Here is a 16,609-nt window from a genome sequence, read left to right on the forward strand (position 1 = left end):
CGGCCGGCCAGATTGGCGACCGACGTGAAGGCGTCGTCACACTTCGGCGTGCATCCGCGCTTCCGTTCCCTGCGTATCACTAACGACCCAATGACGGGCCCACGGAGTATCTGCCATGAAGACGAATCGCATGAAGACCGCATCGATCGCTGCACTGACCCTGGCCCTCGGCCTGGCTATCTCGGCCCCGGGCTTCGCTCAGAACGCCATGAGCAAGGATCAGACCGTGATGGTCGGCGGCGCGGCGATGTATCCGAGCAAGAATATCGTGCAGAACGCGGTGAACTCCAAGGACCACACCACGCTGGTAGCTGCGGTCAAGGCCGCCGGCCTGGTCGATACGCTGTCCGGCCCGGGCCCGTTCACGGTATTCGCGCCGACCAACGAAGCGTTCGACGCCCTGCCGAAGGGCACGGTAGACACCCTGGTCAAGCCGGAAAACAAGGCCACCCTGACCAAGATCCTTACCTACCATGTCGTCTCCGGGCGCTACACCGCCAAGGACCTGATGGCGCTGGTGTCGAAGGGCGGCGGGAAGGCCTCGCTCACGTCCGTGGAGGGTGAGCCGCTGACGGTGATGCAGGCGGGTAACGCGCTTACGGTGACCGATGCGAAGGGCGGTGTGGCCCATGTCACCATCGGCGATGTGCTGCAGTCCAACGGCGTGATCCACGTGGTGGATAAGGTGCTGATGCCGTAACGGCACCGCATCACACATCTGCTGACAGTTCACCGGGGCGGCGACGAGCCGCCCCTTTCCTGTTCGGCGGCGGAAGCCGCGACGCGTGGCGCAAGATCACGCTACGTAGCCACATCAGTCCTTCGTCACCCTCACGATCGGGGCGATGCAGGATCACTTCCCGAAAAGCAGGTATCCGGAACGGCACCTCCGCGATGCTCAACGGCCAGAGTTCGGCCATCTTGCGTGCCAGATGGCGGTGCATCACCGCGACCCGCTGCGATCCGGCAATAAAGCTGCAAACGCCGGTGAACCGCGGTACGAACAGGACGATCCGGCGTGTTGCAGCGAGCGATGCGAGGGCGGCATCGGGGAACGACACGTAGCGGGAGCGCCCGAAAGCCACCGCGATATGATCCAGTTCCAGGAACGACTCCTGCGTCATCCGCGTTTGCATGGCGGGGTTGTCCTTCCATCCCACCACGACGAAGTCGTCAGAGAACAGCCGTGCCGCCGTCTGTCCGGGCGCGGGAAACACGTCCGGCGCGATGACAAGATCGGCCAGCGACGGTTCGGTGGACACGCCGTCCGCGCGTGCCGTGACATGAAGCGTCACGCCAGGGGCGCGGGACATCACGTCGTCGAAAACATCGGCCAACAAGACCTCGCTCACATAATCCGATGCCTCGATGGTGAATCGGCGCATGCACGTGGCCGGATCGAACACGGGTGGCGATACCACCGTCGATTCGATCTGGGCAAGGATGTGCCTGACGGGCTCGACCAGTTGCTCCCCGCGCAGCGTCGGGCGCATCCGTCTGCCTTCAACCACCAGCAGCTCATCGTTGAAATAGTCCCTGAGCCTGTTCAGGGCCGCGCTGGTGGCGGGTTGGCTTCGATGCAGGCGTGCGGCCGCTCCCGAGACACTATGCTCCGTCAACAGCGCATCCAGCGCGACCAGCAGGTTCAGGTCGAGTCCGTCGTAACGCATGGGGGCAACCTCTTGAAAGTCGGCGCCGCCGCTATCGCTGGCGCGCCGTGGATAGTTGATATCCAAACAACGAATTTCTCAATTTAGCGCATGTCTGCGACGATTCCTTGCGGATCGATGGAGAACAGGGGCTCCTCGATGCGATGCAAGCCATGCCAGCCCAAGCCAGACCCATCCAACGAGAATCCCCATGCGTTTAATCCCCTCCTCTGTGGCACGCGCCCACTCGTGCCGCCTGCCGCTCAGCGCGCTCGCCCTCGCCGTGCTCCTGACCTGCACGAGCGCTTCCGCCCAGGATGCCGCCCTCCTCCAGGGCCGGATGGCGTTCAAGACCCAAGCATCGTCAATGCATCCGTTCGCCAAGGCCACCAGGCAGGCGAAGGTGCCGCAAGACCCCTGGCAGGCACCGGAAGGCACGTCCATCTACCGCATGACGGACGCGGAAGAGCAGCAGGCCAACCAGCTCGCCCGCAGCATGGTGGCAAACCTCAGCTTTGCCCAGAAAGTGGCCTACCTCGGCAGCGACCATTTCGGCGCCCAACCCCAATTCAACCTCCCGGCCCTTACGACGGCGGAAGGTACCGACGCCGTCGCCGCGACAGCGACACCCTCCATCGTGTACCCGTCGGCCGCCTCGCTCGCCGCGACCTGGGATCCCGCCATGGCGGCCGAACGCGGACGGCAGCTCGCGCTCGACGCGAAGATGGGCGGCGTCCAGCTGGTCAACGGCCCGGGGCTCAATATGTATCGCACGCCCTACGGTGGGCGCGAGGCCGAATACCTCAGCGGCGAAGACCCGATCCTGGGCGCGGTGCTGGGCACGTCCTACGTACAAGGCCAGCAATCGGCGGGCGTCATGGCGGAACTGAAACACATCGTCGCCAACGACCAGGAATCCAACCGCACCAATATCAACGAGACGATCGACGAGCGTACGTTGCACGAGATGTACCTGTTGCCGTTCGAAGCCGTGGTCAAGCTTGCGCGACCCAGCGCCATCATGTGCGGCTTCACGTCGGTCAACGGCATCTACAGCTGCGAAAACGGCGTCATCGATCACGACCTCATCGTCGGTAAATGGGGTTTCGACGGCTTCCTGCAGTCCGACTGGGGCGCCATCCACGACGTGGGCAAGGCCATGAAGGCGGGCATCGCCATCGACTCGTCAGGCGGCGCCGCCTACACGGAGAGCGCCATCCGTGCGGCGATCGACGCCGGCACCCTTACCGAAGCGGACCTCGACCAGCGAGTGACCGAGGTCATCCGCCAGCTGCTCTATTACAAGATGGGCCCGAACGTCGGCTCTCCCGCCACACGCACCGTGGCACCCCGCCCGGAGGGCGAAGCGCTTGCCACGCAGGCGGCGGCAGACGGCATGGTGCTCCTGAAGAACAGGCAGGGGAACTTGCCCCTTGGCACCACCGTTCGATCCGTCGCCGTGCTCGGCAGCTTTGTCGATGGCCCTCCGGCCCGCCCCGTCGGCAGCGGCTGGGCGCCGTATGCGCATTACGTTTCCGAGTTGGCCGGTCTCAAGGCGGCGCTTCCCGCGGGCACGAAGATCGATTACATCACGACGAACTCCCTCGATCCGGCGACCGCCGCACTGGACGAGCCGTGGCAGAGTTATTACTTCGCCACGCCCAACTGGCAGGGCAGCCCCGAAGTCATGCGCACGGATAGCCATATCGACTTCGACTGGGCGGCAAGCGACGAACCGGCGTGTGCCACGGGCACCGGCAGCTGCGGCTCGGCGGTATGGACAAACCACCTGACACCGACGGTCACCAGCGACTACGTGTTCAAGGTCCATGGCAATGGCCAGATGCAGGTGGTGATCGACGGCAAGCTGGTGGTGCGCACCAGCAGCACGCTGGCCACGGGCTCGGGCGCCATCGGCTTCCCGGTGCCCGCCTCGGCCAAGGTGCGACTGGAAGCCGGCCATCGCTACGACATTACCGTCACATACACCAATGAGCCGACCTGGGTCTCGTTCCTGGGCGGCATCAAGGGCGCGCACTTCTCGTTTGCGTCGTTGACCCCCGATGCTTCGCTGAAGGATTACGACGCCGTCATCGTGTCGGCAGGTCTAGGCAGCGAGTATGAGGGCGAAGGTATCGATCATGAATTCGCGCTGCCGGACTTCCAGAGCGATCTCATCGCCAACGTCGCCGACGTGAACGCGAAAACCACCGCGGTCATCTATTCCAGCTCCGCCGTGGACCTCCGGCCGTTCAAGTCGAAGGTGGCCTCCCTGCTCTTTGCGTGGTATCCGGGCCAGAACGGCGGCACGGCGCTCGCCGATATCCTGCTGGGCACCATCAATCCGTCCGGCAAGCTGCCCTTGACGATCGACAAGGGCGTGGCCGACAACATCGCCGCCGAGAACTTTCCCATGCCCATCAACCACCACGAGGTGGCGGGCACCTATGAACTCGGGTATGACGAAGGCCCCTACTTCGGCTACCGCGGCTACGACCGGATCGGTGTCGAACCGTCGTATCCGTTCGGCTTCGGCCTGTCGTATACCACCTTCAAGTACGGCAACCTGAGCGTTTCCGACGGTTACGTCGACGGGCAGCCTTCCGTCGATGTGGCCTTCGATGTAACGAACACCGGCAAGGTGGACGGCGCCGAGGCTGCGCAAGTGTACGTAGGCGCCACGAATCCTTCCGTGGATCGGCCGGTGCGCGAACTGAAGGGTTTCGACAAGAAGGTGATCAAGGCGGGTGCCACGCAGCATTACGTGGTTCATCTTCCGCAGCGTGCCTTTGCGTATTACGTGAGCCGGAATGCGCGGTGGAGGGTGGATGCGGGGCGTTACGACATCACCGTCGGGGCTTCGTCGGCTGACCTGACGTTGCACGCGAGTTACAACTTCCCGAAACCGGTAGTGCTTACGGAACGGGATAGCTTGCCTATCTTTGATCCGGGGTTTGCGAACTAAGACGCCCCCTCGATAGGGACTGCTTGGAGCAACGCCCGCACATGCGGGCGTTGTCTTTTCATCGGGAGGCAGATGCCTTCACTCCATTGATCACTCGTCTCCGGCCTGTCGAAAAAGCAAGGTCTCAAACAATTGCAGCCATGCGGACATGCCGACATGGGCTGCATCGCACCAGTCACGAATCTGCAAGGCATCCAATCGGATCGCACCGGTTTCGACCGCCGATATGAAGGATTGATTGCGCCCGAGCAGGCTACCGAATTCGTGCTGTGACAGGCCGGTTGCCAGGCGAATTTGCCGAAAACTCGCACTCAGTGCCTTGTTTTCCGGACGGTATAGCGATTTCTGTGCCCTCCGGGCGCGGGGCAGCGTTGTTTGTAGGTGCTTCACGCCCATCAGGCTGTTCTTCCGCCTGTCAGCTCTTACGATTGGCGCACTGCAGCGATTGGCCACAGCATTGCAAGATACGGATAAGTTCGTCAGCCTCCGCTCGGGTCATGCCGACGGCCTCGACCGTCACCCGAATCGGCCGTGAGGCAGGCAGAACCGTCGCGACCATTCGCCCGCGAGCGGCGAGCGTTGCGCTCACCATGGTCCCGACACCTAGACGCTCGACTTCCTGCGTCTCTACCAGTGCGAAGGCGTGTGCATACCGGAGGACAGCGACCCCAAGGTTCCGGTCACTCCAGCTCACTTCCAGCACGGTAGGGTTTGGCCTGGCAAGAATTCGATACGGCTCCATGCACTCGTCCCCCTCGTTTCTTCCATGGCCGTTTCGCAACGATTCTTTACTCGCCCCTCGGCGATATTCAATCTTTCAATTTTTGGCGGTACAGACGCCAGGGAACGTGGGCGCCGTGGGTCGGTCGCACCACGGGCAGGGGATGGGCTCGACGGAACCTGATCAGGTTATCGAGTCTTTCCATACATACTTTCAAGGTGAGGCCGGGACGTGGCCTTGCCGATAGAACCGATTTGACTATTCGTCCCTTGCCATCCATGGAGCCAGGACATGGTCACCGTCCAGCCATCCACGAGGACGATTGGCAGCCCACTCAATTTCGCGAGCCTGGGCGTCCGATAGACTACCCCCAGCCAATGCGTTGATGACGGCTTCTCGCGGCAGGCTCAAGAATCCTGGCTTTTGGAAAAGCAGCTGAAGATCTCTATCGCCCAGCTCATTGAGAATGGACATGAAGTTACGAAGGCGGTTGGTTTGAATCCGATCTTGCCACTCGTCAAGATCACGCGCCGGGGTGTGGGCCTCACTACCCTTTGCGTCATGGCCCCGTTGAAGGCCTCCGGTTTGAAGCCCACCCGACATGAATCGCAAGAAATCAGGCCAATTGCCCGTACCGTGATGTGCCTTCGCTTGTTGAACGATCGTTCTGCCGAGCTGCGTAGGTATCCATACACCATAGCCATAGCCGGCAACCAGCCCCTTTCTCGATAAGCTTTCGAAGACCTTATCAGCGACGCCGATATCCGACGACTCGCCGAACCCACACAGCGAAGCCAGCACATGCGCTTCTTGTCCAGGTAACGATTCGAAGTCGAGCGGATACATACGTGATCGCTTCATGGAAAGGTGCCCACGTGGAAGCGTCTCGACGGACTGTTCTTGAATGCGCAGTCCAAAGCATCCTTTCAGCTGCTTCTACGTGGCCGGAGCATAGCCAAACTACCGCCGTGCTACCTCACGCAAGGCGTGAGGTAGCGAAATATTGCGAAATCACGCGTTGACGCTTGTGCACGGCCAGCAACGTTTGCAAGAACACGATCCATCTGAGTCACGCGTCGCACAATGCGTGAAACGCGGTTGTACACGTCATGGCGACCGTGTAGCTTCACGCCGAACCCTATTTTTAAGCGTGCAACACGCCAACGGAGATGAATATGACGCTACCCAAACTGGCGGGTACGCTAGCGGCCATAGCCGCTGCCATGCTTTCCATCGCACCCGTCCGGGCCCAGAACGTCACCATCGAACCGAGCCAGACCTACCAGACCATCGACGGGTTCGGCGGCATGAACGGGGCGGGATGGATATCGGATCTCAGTCCGGCGCAGGTCGACCTGGCTTACGGCAGCGGTGCTGGCCAGATTGGGCTGTCGATCATGCGCATGCGTATCGCCCCATCCAACGCTGACTGGAACCAGCAGGTGCCGTCCGCCGTGCGCGCTCACGCGCTTGGCGCGAAGCTTCTGGCGACGCCCTGGTCCCCACCGGCTTATATGAAGTCGAACAACAGTCTCGGGAACGGGGGCAAGCTGCTGAAGCAGTACTACGCGGCTTATACCAAGCACTTGTTGGATTTTTCGAACTACATGTCCACCCAGGGAGCACCGCTTTACGCCATCTCCCTGCAGAACGAGCCGGACTGGCATCCCGATTATGAATCAGCCGACTGGAACGGCGATGACTTCGTCAACTTCCTCAATGATCAGGGTTCCAACTTCAGCAAACTGAAGCTGGTGGCTGGTGAATCGTTGGGTTTCAACACCACGATCACCGACCCGCTGCTCAACAGCGCGACGGCGGGTCGCTATGTTTCCATCATTGGCGGGCATTTGTATGGCACGCATCCGAAGGAGTATCCGCTTGCGCGAAGCAAGGGAAAACAGCTCTGGATGACCGAGCATTACGTCGATAATATCGACGGTAACGCCTGGCCGGACGCGCTGGATGTGGCCACCGAGTTACACGAAAGCATGCTGTCCAATTACAGCGGTTATATCTGGTGGTACATACGGCGAAGCTACGGTTTGATCGGTGAGAATGGCATGGTCAGCAAGCGCGGCTATGTGATGGCCCAGTACGCTCGCTTCGTTCGTCCCGGTGCCGTACGCATTGGTGCTACCGCTCAACCCTATGCCGACATCGTTACCAGCGCTTACAAGTCGGCGGATGGGAAGATCGTGTTGATCGCGGTAAACACGGGAACGCATCAGCGCCAGTTGAAGGTCGACGTTAAAGACGACAGGAGTGGTGATTTCGTCAAGTATTCGACGTCGTCGAGCGTCAACGTGGGGTATGGTGGCAAGTACGTTCTGAGTGGCGGGCAGGCTTCGTTTTATGTCGAACCGCAGAGTGTTACGACGTTTGTACAGAACTGAGAAGCCGAAAGGCCACCCAGACATGTCAAGCGAAGAAACCTTGGGGGCGGCGCTCCATGCACTTGCCCTTGGTCGCCGCACCGAAGCTTCCACATTGCTCAAAGACGCGCACGGGCTGCACATGGCCCGTGCCCTGCTGGCTCTCCTGGATTCCGATACGCCGCAAGGCGCGTACGACCACGCCGAGGCATTTGAGGCATTTATTCGAAGCGGCGGCAATGTTGCGCTGTACAAAACTGTGAGTTGCTTCCTCGCCCGGGCCTACGATCACCACGGCCCCGTCTCGCTCCTGGATATCGGGGTCGGCGACGGGTTGGCACTCACCCCTGCCCTCGCACAGGCACGCAACACGCCGAAAATCGTTGATGTCGTAGAACCCAATGCCGAGCTACTTCGCAGTCTTTCCAAACGCGTTGAGCTGCACGGGACGCATGCGGTGAACTTTGAAGCATTCGCGGAAGACCTGTCAGACGATGACCGGTGGGACATGGCGCAGTCCACGTTTGCCCTGCAGTCGGTTTCACCGGACGTCCGCAAAGACGCGCTGCGGCGTCTGGCGACCCACGTCGACGTGTTGGTGGTTGTCGAGTTCGACCTTCCCGTGCATGAGGCACGGAGTGAAGAACTCTACCGATCACTGGCGCACCGCTACGAACAGGCCGCCCAGGAATGCGGAGACGACGCCGCCCTTGTAGCCGCCGGTTTTCTCGGGCCGATGCTCTTGGGGCAGCTCAGTGCCACTACACCATCGAACTGGGAGCAAACAGCAGGCGCCTGGGTAGACGAGCTGACATCGTGTGGCTTTACGGACATTGTCGTCGAGCATATCCATGACTACAGCTGGGCGCCGGCGGTGGGCATCACGGCGCGGTCCGGCCACGCTTAGGCCTCTCTCCCTTCGACGGCCGACGCTACGACACCGGCCAACGCGACGTTCGTCAGCAAGTGATCGATCGATAAACGTCAGTGTCCCGAGGAACTGGAGAAAACCAACGCGGCTTGTTGCCACGAAGACGGAAGCAGCCCGGTTCACAGCAAGGGTATCCGGCCAATGATACCGTCTGCAGCATGCGAACCATCGAAGGATTTGGTCATGACTGCCCCGCTTTCCGAGCTATATACCGACTACCTCGCCTGCCTCAATACGCAGGATTGGGACAACCTAGCTCAATTCGTGGCCCCTGACGTCGTTCACAACGGCCGCCCCTTGGGATTGGCTGGCTATAGACGGATGCTGGAGGAGAATTTCAGGGACATTCCCGACCTGCAATTCGTGTCCGAATTGCGCGTCGCCGAGCCTCCCATGCTGGCAGCCCGACTGGCATTTGACTGCACGCCCATCGGCGACTTTCTTGGCCTACCCATCCATGGGAAGCGCGTTGCCTTCGCGGAGAACGTCATCTACGCCTTCGAGAACGGAAGGATCCGTGAGGTCTGGTCCGTCATTGACAAGGACGCCATTGAGGCTCAGCTACATGCGGATATAAGGAATCCAGGCCACTAAATAACAGGCGGTGCCGTCGTCCATCGGTACACCGGGCAGGGTGAGCCACACACCATCCTGCAACACGTAGTTCTGGCGTACCGCCACATCAATGGTTTATTCCACCGCTTCCTGAATGCGGCTGCCAGCGCGCTTGGCACCCCATGCGTCGCGGATGCGAGAAATGATCTCATCGGTGTGCACGGGTCCCTCGATGCCCACGACATCCACTGCGAGTTGCGTGCGGATGCCGGTCGGGGTCTCGTGGATTTCCTCGGTCCGGTGCGTTGGCCGTGCGGATTCGCTTCCACGTAACTGTCAAAAGCGAAGTCACCCTCTTCCGCCCTCGCCTCACGTTCGATGGCGGAGGCCGCGTCTGCCTGCTCCCTTGATAGGACCTCTTCGGCGACACGTTCGTCGAACGCGGCGCGTGCCGCATCGATCTGTCGGCAGACCCGACGTTCCGAAAACCTCTTGACCGCCCGGTGTGGACCGAGCCGGCCGCATGGCGGACGGATGTGTCCGCTGGCCTGGAGCACGACAGATCCGCAAGGCACTTTTCACGGGTTAAGGCCACGCCATGCGCATGCCCATGATGCCGCGGCCCCGCTTGACTACCCAACTTGCCCAATGTCCACGAATTGACACATCGGGCCGTCATAGTTCGCGCCGCGGCCCCTCGTCCGAGCGGCCGCCGCCCGTCCATCACTTGTTTCAGGCCGATCGCACCGGTCGTTTAGACATACCAAAGGCCTCACGCATGAAATTCATCCATCGAGGACACATCGGTCTCCTTTTGCTCGCCACGACCACGCCGACGCTCGCCATGGCTACCGAGCCGTTGAGCAGCGACGTCACACCGCAGGTGTCGCAGGAAGATCACGGCGATGCCGCCCCGCCGAAGCCGGCGAACGACCACGAAGGACCGAAGGCCAGCCAGTTGGACACCGTCCAGGTCACGGGCAAGGCCGTAGGTTTCACCAACACCCAGATCCCGAAGGATGTCCTGAAGTTCGAGCCACCGCTCAGCAGCGTCACCGACGCGGTCAACATGGCACCTGGCGTAAACATTACCCAGGGTGGCGTGTTCGACAGCGACGACTACTCCACGGGTATCACGTTGCGCGGTTTTACCCAGGACCAGTTGGGCTTCACCATCGACGGCCTGCCGAACGGATCCGCCGGCTATGGCGGTGGCTCGAAGCCGAACCGCTTCCTGGACAGCGAGAATTTGGGCGCGGCAAGCGTGTCGCAAGGCACGGCCGACATCGGCTCGCCGTCCCTGCAGGCGCTGGGAGGCACCCTGAGTTACGTGTCCAACGACCCCGCCAAGGTAGCCGGCGTACGGGTCGATGAGTCGATCGGTCAGTGGAACGCGAAGCGCACGTTCGCGCGCTATGACACGGGCGCTCTGTTCGGCGGCAGTACCTATGGCTATATCAGCTACTCCAGCACGCATAACGACCGCTGGATCGGCCATGGCCAGGCGGACAATGGGCATACCAGCCGCGACCACGTGGACGCCAAGCTGGTCACATACGCCACCGATCGCCTGACGATCACTTCGCGTGTGTCGTGGGACAACAGTTACGAAAACAACTACAACAGCGTCACCAAGGCGCAGTTTAACGACGATCCGAATTACGACTTCTTGACGACCCGCTGGACGGGAGACCCCAACACCGATCAGCAATACGTCAATGCATGGAACACCAAGCGCAAGAATGGGCTAGCTGGCATCAAGTTCGACTACCAGGTCAATGACGATGCAGATGTCAGCTTTTATCCGTACTACCATTTCCAGGAAGGCTACGGCGGTTGGATGCCTCCCTATCAGCTCTATGCGAGCGATGCGGACGGCGGGCTGGTAAATCGGTATCCCGCCGAGGGCGCCGACTTCGTGGACGCGTATTATCGTTGCCCGGAGGGCACCGCCTTGGCCCAACCCAAAGGTTGCGCCAATCCCTACGACGCCAGTTGCTATCCCGCCGGTTCAAACCCGATCAACAGCTTCCGTGCGAGCACCTACAAGAACAACCGATACGGGTTCCTGCTGAACGGCCATTGGGATATCGGCGGCAACCATCTGTATGCCGGCACCTGGCTGGAAGACCAGGACCGCCAGGCCGGACGCAAGTGGTACGCCGTGCTCGATACGGCGGCCTCGTGGCATTACGCGGGAAAGCCCTATTTCCTGCAGTTCGACGACAAACTGAAGACGGATACGCGCAAGCTCTTTCTTCAAGACAACCTGACACTGGGTCCGATCGACGTGTCCCTCGGCGTGAGCAAGTACCTCGTGAACATCTCCGGCGACGACCTCATCGCTGGCAACCGTTTTGCCGAGAAGGATTTCAATTCCGACATCCTGCCGTCGGCCGGCGCCGTCTGGCACATCGATCCGCATTCGCAGGTCTATGCCAGCTATACCAAGAACTACGCACCTCCCTCGGACAGCGTCGTACAGGCGGCCGACGACGGCACCGACATCCGCTCAGTGAAGCCGGAGACGTCGTCAAACATCGACCTCGGTTATCGCTACCAGACCGATAGGTTGCAGGCCAGCATCGCCCTCTACCACGTCCGCTTCGCCAATCAGATCAACGAGATCACGCCTGAGTCCGAGTACACCCGCATCAATTACACCGTGGGCACCGAGGGAACCTACATCAACGTCGGCGGCATCGAATCCAAGGGCATTGAAGGACTGCTCAACTGGAGCATCGTCCCCAAGGCGCTCGATCTTTACGTCTCGGCGACGCTCAACCATTCCACCTACCTGCAAAGTATCAACGGCACAGAAAAGGGCAACAAGGTCACGGGCCAGCCGGGACGCATGCTCGGCGTGGGCCTGACTTATCACAACGATAACTTTCACGCCGGAGTTTCCGCCAAGTACGTAGGTGATCGGTATGGCACCCTGGATAACAGCGAGAAGATGAATCCCTACACCGTCTTCGATGCAAACGTCGGCTACCACTGGGATCTTGCCGGAAAGCACGCCTTGGGTTCCTGGCTGAAATCGATGGACTTCAGCCTCGCCGTTACCAACTTCACCGACAAGCGTTACCTGGCAACGCTCGGCGACGACTCCACGCCCGGCTACTATTACATCGGCGCCCCTCGCACCGCCGTGCTGACGGTCTCGGCCCAATTCTGAAGCGAGGCTCAGTGCGCGCGCCACGCGTGCTTTCAGAAAAAAAGGAGGGGGCGACCAGCCGCCCCCTCCTCTGGATAAATGTAGTGCATGGTTTTCCTAGTGACGCAGTCCGTGCTGGCGGTCCGCCTGGCATTTGACTCCACGCCCGTCACCGGACGAAATCGATGCACTGATGCGTGATTTGAGCGGGTCGCACGCAAGCGTAGAGGCGGTTCGGTCAATGCGCCGCCTGCAGCTTGCCCACAGGCTGGGTACCGTCATGTGCCCAGCGTGCCGCTGTCGCCGCCATGAGCAGCGCCAGTATGCCGCCAACCACCATGGCGCTCGACACGCCCAGGTGATCGACGGCCACGCCGCCGATGAGCGCGCCGCTGGCCAGTGCAATCTGCACGGTCGAGACGAACACGGCGCCACCGCTTTCCATGGCATCCGGCGCCGCCTGGAAGATCCAGGTCTGTACCGACATCGGCATCATGCCGAAGGCCACGCCCCACACCGCGATCGACAGCGACGCACCAGGCAAGCCGTAACCCAGTAACGGCAGGCCCAGCATCGACACGCCCAGCAGAACGCCGGTGGTGATCAGGCCCGCCCGTACGCTGCGGGAAAGGATCTTGCCGCCGATGACGTTGCCCGCCAGGCCAGCCGCGCCATAGACCAGAAGCAGCGTGCTGATGGTCTTCGGGTTGAGCAGGGTCACCTGGGCAAGGAACGGCGTGATGTACGTGTAAGCGGCGAACTGGCCCGTGAAGACGAGCACCGTGATGTAGATGCCCAGCCGTGCTTTCGGCACGCGCAGTAGCTGAGGCAGGTGGTTGAAGGTCACGCTCTGCTTCGCCGGTAGCGAGGGCAGCAACCGCATTTGCGTCAGCAGCACCAGCACCGCAACCACACCGCCAGCCTCGAAGGCGCTACGCCACCCGAAGAGATCGCCAAGCAGCGCGCCCGCGGGAACGCCAGCCACCGTTCCGAGGGAGACACCCGCGAAGACGATCGAGAGTGCCCTCGCTTCCGATCCCGGCGCGAGTCGCGTGCTCAGCGCCGGTCCAAGTGCCCAGAATCCACCCACACCGATGCCGAGCAGCGCGCGGCCGGCGAGCACCCATGGGAACGAATGCGAAAGCGCGACGATCAGATTCGACACGAGCATCGTGGCGGTCAGACCCCATAGCACGTAGCGGCGGTCTGTCTTGCCGATGCCCACGGTCACCAGGACAGCCGCCAATGCCGCGACCAGGCCCGGCCCCGTGACCATCATGCCGGCCACGCCTTCCGTCACACCCAGTTCGGCGGCAATGGCCGGTAGCAGGCCGACAGGGAGGAATTCCGTCGTCACCAGCGCAAACGCGCCGATCGCGATCGAAATCACGCCTGGCCAGGGGGAGTGATGGACAGCGGAGGACGGCTGCGCCTCGCCCACCGGACGAGGCATATCGGTATGATTTTTCATGGGATTCTTAGGAAGTTGAATTTCTTACTGATCGGTAATAATCTAGACCTCAACCTCTTCTGTCAATCATTTTTTATCGATCGGTATGAAAGATCCCACTCGAAAAACGGGACGGCCGCGAACCTTCGATGCGGATACCGCCCTCGATAACGCCATGAAGGTGTTCTGGCAGAAGGGCTACGAAGGCAGCTCGCTACCCGAGTTGACCGAAGCCATGGGCATGAACCGGCCCAGCATGTACGCCGTGTTCGGCAACAAGGAAAACCTTTTCCGGCTCGCGCTCGAACGGTACGGCGTCATCCACGATCCCCTGCTCGACGCCGCGCTCGAGGAACCCACGGCGCGCGGCGTGGTGGAGCATCTGTTGCGCGGTAATGCGCATACCTTGACGGGAGAAGCCACGCCACGTGGCTGCATGGTGATCAATGGTGCACTCGCATGCAGCGATGATGCGCTACCGATTCGCCAGTCCCTGATCGATCGCCTCGCCGCTGCCGAGGTCCGTCTGCGCGCTCGCTTCGAGCGAGCCAGGGATGAAGGCGATCTGCCGCCGGATCTTTTGCCTGAGCAGGTGGCGAAGCTTGTCACGACCACGTCGAATGGCATAGCTGTACAGGCTGCGGCCGGCGCTAGCCGGGAGCAGTTGCTGGGGGTGGTCGATATGGTTTTGCGGAGCTTTTCGTCCGTCTCGCCGAGCAAGTGATCGTGCCGCGCAGGATCCTTACCGTTGAGGCATTCTCGATTGTTACCAGGATGACCTTGACGGAGGTGCCCAAGCGTCATTCCTTAACGTATAAAGAGGAGAACGAATAAACCCAATCCAGCGGCGATTCCGACCACCGATTCGACCAAGAACCACGTCCCATCAGGGTTCTTCGCTTTGCGAAGTTGCTGCATCATGGCGAACGCCGAAACATTCGGTCCAAAGGATTTCTGGTAACGGAAGTAGATGCGCCAACTGGCGATACCACATCCCGCCATGACGATCGTAAATACCAGATGCAACACATTCAGAGCATTCTTGAAACCTGAACTTGTACATGATCACCTATAAGCGATCCTGTATCTGGTGCGACCGCACGGCTGACCCGAGGCGGGCAAACACGTCCGTAAGCAACGCAAGCCGGGATCGCCATCGGCGATGTATCGCGCGCAGAGGCCACCGATTTCTTCCGAACCCGGCAGCGTGTCGTTTCTCACTTACTCGCGAGGTGTTCACGAGCCCACGCTTCGGCTGTGATCACCGGGATGGAATGCGTTGCGTTGAACGTTCCCGCCTTCGGCCAGGCCACCCCTCTTCCCTGAGCAAATACGGCTCGATATTTCTTGATGTGGTGAGTGGGATCCTTCGCCAGCTCATCCATCAGGTGGGGCAACGTCCAGACGTTTTGCGTGAAGGGACGGCCCAGCACACGCTCCAAGATACCCGCGACCTCCCCGTAAGTCAGGGTGTCACCCGACAGGTAAATAATCTCGTTCCGGAACCGGGGCTCAAAAAAAACAATTTCTGCCGTTAGCACGCCGATATCGTCGGGCGTAGTGAGGGTCACGCTGGTCTCAGGACTACCGAGGGCGTTGACCGTGTCATGCGCGAAGTCAACCACCCCAAACACGGGCTCGAACAAAAAGCTGGTGAACATGCCTGTCGAGATGATCACCCACTCGGTCTTGTCCTGGGAGCGGAGCAGCTCGCGCACATCGAGCTGAGCATCAAACAGGTCCTGCGGGCTGTCCCTACCAATGACTTCGAAGTCCACGCCAAACTGCCACGGAAAATAGCGCTTTATCCCAGATTTAAGGGCAGCCGTGGCGAGCTTCATGGGCGTCTCCGGGCCCGCGACCATGCCGGCGCAACCGACGACGGTGTCAAAGCGGGAGAAAACCGCCGCGAGCTGATCAACCGTGTCATTGACGAGGTCGGCGGCGACCATCTGGATGCCTAGCCCTCGGAGTTCGTCAATCTCCGACTTTTTCCCAGTGTCGCTGGTGTGGATGGTCGAAGCTCGCAGAAGGACGCTGACAGTGGACCCGGGCGCCCGCTTGGCGACCTCTGCGAGGTTGCGTAGCACCGGGAAGCCAAGCTCACCAGCGCCAAGGACTAGGATGGATTGGGGAGGCAGGGATTTGATGTCGCTCATCGGGATGATGGAGACCTGTGCTTGTTAAGATGCACAAATGCTTTCACGATTTGCGACGCCTCGTAAGAAGGCACACGCGTGATCCCAGGAGAGAAAGATGACCGATGAACAAACTCTCTACGACGCCGAGGCGGTGTGCCGGACCCTGGGGGACGACGAGGACGGCATCAGACGGGAGGTGCTCACCCACGCAGGCAGCCGCTGGGCATTAGGCATCCTCCACGCCCTGGGCGTGAACGGCAGGATGCGCCACGCGGCGATCAGGAGACAGATGACCGGAGTGACCCAGCGCATGCTGACCAAGACCTTGCGCGCCATGGAGCGCGATGGCTTGGTCCGCCGGCATGAGCATGGTGAGGTCCCGCCCCGTGTGGAATACGAGTTGACACCCCTGGGCATGGGGCTACTGGTCCGGATGTCGCCCATCTGGACCTGGGTGGTCGAAAACGCTGATGCCGTCCGTGAAGCCCGTGCGGCCTTTGACAGCCAGGATGGATCAATGCCGCCTTGGCAAATTCCTGGACGTTGACGCCCTGGCCGATGCACCCCGCTTTCAGTAGCCGTCCGACTTGATTCGAGATTAAGTAACTGTTCGGGTAAGTAGCGGGAGTCAACCCGTCGAGTGGTTCGGCTTGCCAAGCTCGATC

15 protein-coding genes are annotated in these 16,609 nt (G+C 60.9%); 8 read left to right on the plus strand and 7 right to left on the minus strand.

The window, feature by feature from the left end:
* Positions 1-115 precede the first annotated feature (115 nt).
* Positions 116-700, plus strand: a complete 585-nt coding sequence (locus FA89_RS15230) for a fasciclin domain-containing protein (RefSeq protein ID WP_441295041.1) — start codon at positions 116-118, stop codon at positions 698-700.
* 10 nt (positions 701-710) lie between these two features.
* Here the strand turns inward: FA89_RS15230 and FA89_RS15235 are convergent, their stop codons facing one another.
* The gene (locus tag FA89_RS15235; protein ID WP_185754400.1) at positions 711-1,736 is read right to left on the minus strand and encodes a LysR family transcriptional regulator; all 1,026 of its coding nucleotides are present in this window, start codon (positions 1,734-1,736) and stop codon (positions 711-713) included.
* Between the two features lie 124 nt (positions 1,737-1,860).
* Here FA89_RS15235 and FA89_RS15240 point away from each other — a divergent pair, with 124 nt between their 5' ends.
* On the plus strand, positions 1,861-4,614 hold the full coding sequence (locus FA89_RS15240; RefSeq protein ID WP_081916651.1) for a glycoside hydrolase family 3 C-terminal domain-containing protein: 2,754 nt from the start codon (positions 1,861-1,863) through the stop codon (positions 4,612-4,614).
* Between the two features lie 90 nt (positions 4,615-4,704).
* Here FA89_RS15240 and FA89_RS15245 read toward each other — a convergent pair whose 3' ends face one another.
* Positions 4,705-5,010, minus strand: a complete 306-nt coding sequence (locus FA89_RS15245) for a helix-turn-helix domain-containing protein (RefSeq protein WP_051938847.1) — start codon at positions 5,008-5,010, stop codon at positions 4,705-4,707.
* A 583-nt stretch (positions 5,011-5,593) separates the two neighbouring features.
* A complete protein-coding gene (locus tag FA89_RS20295; RefSeq protein ID WP_221174318.1) occupies positions 5,594-6,181 on the minus strand; it encodes a hypothetical protein in 588 nt (195 codons plus the stop codon).
* Positions 6,182-6,504: 323 nt separating this feature from the next.
* Here FA89_RS20295 and FA89_RS15255 point away from each other — a divergent pair, with 323 nt between their 5' ends.
* The 3 genes from FA89_RS15255 to FA89_RS15265 all read left to right on the plus strand — a co-directional run bounded on the left by FA89_RS15255 (position 6,505) and on the right by FA89_RS15265 (position 9,235).
* Positions 6,505-7,731 (plus strand): glycoside hydrolase family 30 beta sandwich domain-containing protein, encoded by a 1,227-nt coding sequence (locus FA89_RS15255; RefSeq protein WP_036141812.1) that lies wholly within the window; start codon positions 6,505-6,507, stop codon positions 7,729-7,731.
* Positions 7,732-7,753: 22 nt separating this feature from the next.
* The gene (locus tag FA89_RS15260) at positions 7,754-8,617 is read left to right on the plus strand and encodes a hypothetical protein (protein WP_036141814.1); all 864 of its coding nucleotides are present in this window, start codon (positions 7,754-7,756) and stop codon (positions 8,615-8,617) included.
* Positions 8,618-8,824: 207 nt separating this feature from the next.
* A complete protein-coding gene (locus FA89_RS15265) occupies positions 8,825-9,235 on the plus strand; it encodes an ester cyclase (RefSeq protein ID WP_036141817.1) in 411 nt (136 codons plus the stop codon).
* Positions 9,236-9,331: 96 nt separating this feature from the next.
* Here FA89_RS15265 and FA89_RS20950 read toward each other — a convergent pair whose 3' ends face one another.
* Entirely contained in the window at positions 9,332-9,484 is a 153-nt protein-coding gene (locus tag FA89_RS20950; protein ID WP_081916653.1) for a DUF3320 domain-containing protein, read from the minus strand.
* A 310-nt stretch (positions 9,485-9,794) separates the two neighbouring features.
* Here FA89_RS20950 and FA89_RS15270 point away from each other — a divergent pair, with 310 nt between their 5' ends.
* A complete protein-coding gene (locus tag FA89_RS15270; protein ID WP_081916655.1) occupies positions 9,795-12,374 on the plus strand; it encodes a TonB-dependent receptor in 2,580 nt (859 codons plus the stop codon).
* 217 nt (positions 12,375-12,591) lie between these two features.
* On the opposite strand, the gene FA89_RS15275 is transcribed toward FA89_RS15270, so the two are convergent.
* Positions 12,592-13,824 carry an MFS transporter gene (locus tag FA89_RS15275; protein WP_036141823.1) on the minus strand — a complete coding sequence of 411 codons (1,233 nt, stop codon included), beginning with the start codon at positions 13,822-13,824 and terminating at the stop codon, positions 12,592-12,594.
* 85 nt (positions 13,825-13,909) lie between these two features.
* Here FA89_RS15275 and FA89_RS15280 point away from each other — a divergent pair, with 85 nt between their 5' ends.
* The gene (locus FA89_RS15280) at positions 13,910-14,527 is read left to right on the plus strand and encodes a TetR/AcrR family transcriptional regulator (RefSeq protein WP_036141826.1); all 618 of its coding nucleotides are present in this window, start codon (positions 13,910-13,912) and stop codon (positions 14,525-14,527) included.
* Between the two features lie 83 nt (positions 14,528-14,610).
* Here FA89_RS15280 and FA89_RS20490 read toward each other — a convergent pair whose 3' ends face one another.
* Both FA89_RS20490 and FA89_RS15285 read right to left on the minus strand, forming a co-directional pair.
* Positions 14,611-14,832 (minus strand): hypothetical protein, encoded by a 222-nt coding sequence (locus FA89_RS20490; RefSeq protein ID WP_221174319.1) that lies wholly within the window; start codon positions 14,830-14,832, stop codon positions 14,611-14,613.
* A gap of 188 nt (positions 14,833-15,020) precedes the next feature.
* Entirely contained in the window at positions 15,021-15,962 is a 942-nt protein-coding gene (locus tag FA89_RS15285) for an aromatic alcohol reductase (RefSeq protein WP_036141829.1), read from the minus strand.
* A gap of 97 nt (positions 15,963-16,059) precedes the next feature.
* Here FA89_RS15285 and FA89_RS15290 point away from each other — a divergent pair, with 97 nt between their 5' ends.
* Positions 16,060-16,491 (plus strand): winged helix-turn-helix transcriptional regulator, encoded by a 432-nt coding sequence (locus FA89_RS15290; protein ID WP_036141832.1) that lies wholly within the window; start codon positions 16,060-16,062, stop codon positions 16,489-16,491.
* Positions 16,492-16,609 lie beyond the last annotated feature (118 nt).

The sequence above is a fragment of the Luteibacter sp. 9135 genome (assembly GCF_000745005.1).
In the GTDB taxonomy this organism is placed as follows: domain Bacteria; phylum Pseudomonadota; class Gammaproteobacteria; order Xanthomonadales; family Rhodanobacteraceae; genus Luteibacter.

Excerpts from the sequence above, each read along its gene's own strand:
- FA89_RS15230 (WP_441295041.1), top strand. The coding sequence starts at position 116 with ATGAAGACGAATCGCATGAAGACCGCATCGATCGCTGCACTGACCCTG.
- FA89_RS15240 (WP_081916651.1), top strand. The coding sequence starts at position 1,861 with ATGCGTTTAATCCCCTCCTCTGTGGCACGCGCCCACTCGTGCCGCCTG.
- FA89_RS15245 (WP_051938847.1), bottom strand. The coding sequence starts at position 5,010 with ATGGGCGTGAAGCACCTACAAACAACGCTGCCCCGCGCCCGGAGGGCA.
- FA89_RS20295 (WP_221174318.1), bottom strand. The coding sequence starts at position 6,181 with ATGTATCCGCTCGACTTCGAATCGTTACCTGGACAAGAAGCGCATGTG.
- FA89_RS15255 (WP_036141812.1), top strand. The coding sequence starts at position 6,505 with ATGAATATGACGCTACCCAAACTGGCGGGTACGCTAGCGGCCATAGCC.
- FA89_RS15260 (WP_036141814.1), top strand. The coding sequence starts at position 7,754 with ATGTCAAGCGAAGAAACCTTGGGGGCGGCGCTCCATGCACTTGCCCTT.
- FA89_RS15265 (WP_036141817.1), top strand. The coding sequence starts at position 8,825 with ATGACTGCCCCGCTTTCCGAGCTATATACCGACTACCTCGCCTGCCTC.
- FA89_RS15270 (WP_081916655.1), top strand. The coding sequence starts at position 9,795 with ATGCGCATGCCCATGATGCCGCGGCCCCGCTTGACTACCCAACTTGCC.
- FA89_RS15275 (WP_036141823.1), bottom strand. The coding sequence starts at position 13,824 with ATGAAAAATCATACCGATATGCCTCGTCCGGTGGGCGAGGCGCAGCCG.
- FA89_RS15280 (WP_036141826.1), top strand. The coding sequence starts at position 13,910 with ATGAAAGATCCCACTCGAAAAACGGGACGGCCGCGAACCTTCGATGCG.
- FA89_RS15285 (WP_036141829.1), bottom strand. The coding sequence starts at position 15,962 with ATGAGCGACATCAAATCCCTGCCTCCCCAATCCATCCTAGTCCTTGGC.
- FA89_RS15290 (WP_036141832.1), top strand. The coding sequence starts at position 16,060 with ATGACCGATGAACAAACTCTCTACGACGCCGAGGCGGTGTGCCGGACC.